Source organism: Thermogutta sp., assembly GCF_039793925.1.
Lineage (GTDB): Bacteria > Planctomycetota > Planctomycetia > Pirellulales > Thermoguttaceae > Thermogutta.
On record NZ_JBAMME010000300.1, the window covers coordinates 1,131 to 3,148 of the forward strand.

Genomic DNA, 2,018 nt, shown 5'->3' on the forward strand with positions numbered 1-2,018 from the left:
TTCGGCGAGCCTTTCGACATTATCTTTTCCGCGGTTGATCAACAGCAATTGACCGATCCATGGCAGAGGTTTTCACAGATCATCGCTTCCATTGACTATGCCAAGCAGGAAGGCGTGCGCGAACGTGTCTGGCGACAGCGATGGGACCTCGTCATCATCGACGAAGCCCATAAGTGTTCGGCGTATACGAAGTCCCGAAGCAACCGCAACGATGATGTGGCCGAGACCAAGCGATATCAGCTCGCGAAGCGACTTTCCGAGGCGGCGGATCACATGTTGCTCCTTACCGCCACGCCGCATCACGGAGACCAAGACAGGTTTGCTCATTTCCTTCGGCTCATTGATCCTGATCTGTTCCCGGAACCGCACCGCCTGGGAAAACAGTCTATCGAGATCCGGCAAAACATCTTTCGGCTGGGGAAAAACTCCCCCTGGTGCCTGCGCCGTCTAAAGGAGGACATTAGAGAAGACCACGGCAATAGTCTTTTCCCGGACCGGCATGCTAAAACCGTCACTTTCTGCCTGAACAACGACGAGTACGCCCTTTACAAGAGCGTTACCGCTTACATCAACGAGTTTATCCCGCAGCAGACCGGACAAAGACATTCCTCCGCAGCGCTGACCCGAACAGTTCTGCAACGCAGATTGGTGAGCTCAACCTGCGCTATTCAAGAGTCTCTCAAGCGGCGGTTGAAAAAGCAGGAAGATCTCCTGGAAGAGCTTGAGGGGCTCACCCCGGCCCAGCGAGCCAAACGGCTGGCTGCTTTGCAGGGTCGCCTGCCGGATGCCGAGCAGGACGAAGACGATCTTGACGATGCGGTACGTGATCAATTGGTGGACGAGTACACGGCTGCGCGGGAACTTGAACAGTTGCGCGCCGAAATCTCCGCCCTCAAGGAGCTCGTCGAGCAGGCGCGAAGGGTTCGGGAAAACGCGAACGATTCCAAGCTGGCCGCATTGAAGAAGTGCCTCGGCGAAGCGCAGTTTATAGACCTGAAGGATGGCCGGGGAAAGCTCCTGATTTTCACGGAACACCGAGATACCCTCGACTATGTGCGCGATCGTCTTGAGCGATGGGGTTTCTCCACGTGCGAAATCCACGGCGGCATGAACCCCCATGAACGCAAGCGAGCTCAGGAGGTGTTCAGAACCGGGGCGCAGGTTTGCATAGCGACAGAAGCCGCCGGCGAAGGGATCAACCTCCAGTTCTGCCACCTCATGATCAATTACGACATGCCCTGGAACCCGACCCGGCTGGAGCAACGACTGGGCCGTATTCACCGCATCGGTCAGGACCGGGATGTTTACGTTTTCAACTTCGTGGCCACGGACTCAGAGGACGGACAGCCCATCGTGGAGGGACGCATTCTCCATCGCCGTCTGGAAAAGCTGGACCAGATGAACGAGGCCCTCGAAGGCCGCGTCTTCGATGTCATTGGCGAGGTGCTTTCGCTGAATGACGTCAACCTCCCGGAGATGCTTCGCGACGCGGCTTATGATCCCAGACGGCTCGATGAGTACCTCGATCAGATTGACCGCATCAATCCGGCCAAGCTCAAAGAATACGAGGAAGCCACGGGCATTGCCCTCGCTCGTAGCCACGTAGATTTTTCAGCATTCCAGCGCCGTAACCTCGAGGTTGAGGAACGGCGGCTGATGCCCCGGTATGTGGAAGCGCAGTTCGTCGCTGCTGCTCGGGAAGTGGGCCTCCGGGTTGAGCCGAGGGCCGACGGGTTGTGGCGCGTCGAGCACGTCCTTGCAGATCTTCGCTCTGAACGTCTCCGCTCCGTCCAGAAGATCGGAAAAGCCGAATCGTCCTATCACAAGATCACCTTCCACAAACACCACCTTGAACAGGACGCTCACGTTGACGCTGTACTGATGGGGCCTGGACATCCCCTCTATGCAGCAGTGGACGAGAAGCTCAATGAGCGCCTGGCGGGGTTGATCGGAGGTGTGGGTGTCTTCATCGACCCTTTGTGCAGAGAACCCTACTGCATACACTTTTTTGAGATCTC

At 57.0% G+C, this 2,018-nt stretch carries 1 protein-coding gene; it reads left to right on the forward strand.

The window, feature by feature from the left end; all coding sequences use genetic code 11:
- The coding region (locus tag ABJK56_RS16050; RefSeq protein ID WP_347245687.1) for a helicase-related protein at positions 1-2,018 on the forward strand (2,018 nt) is incomplete at both ends.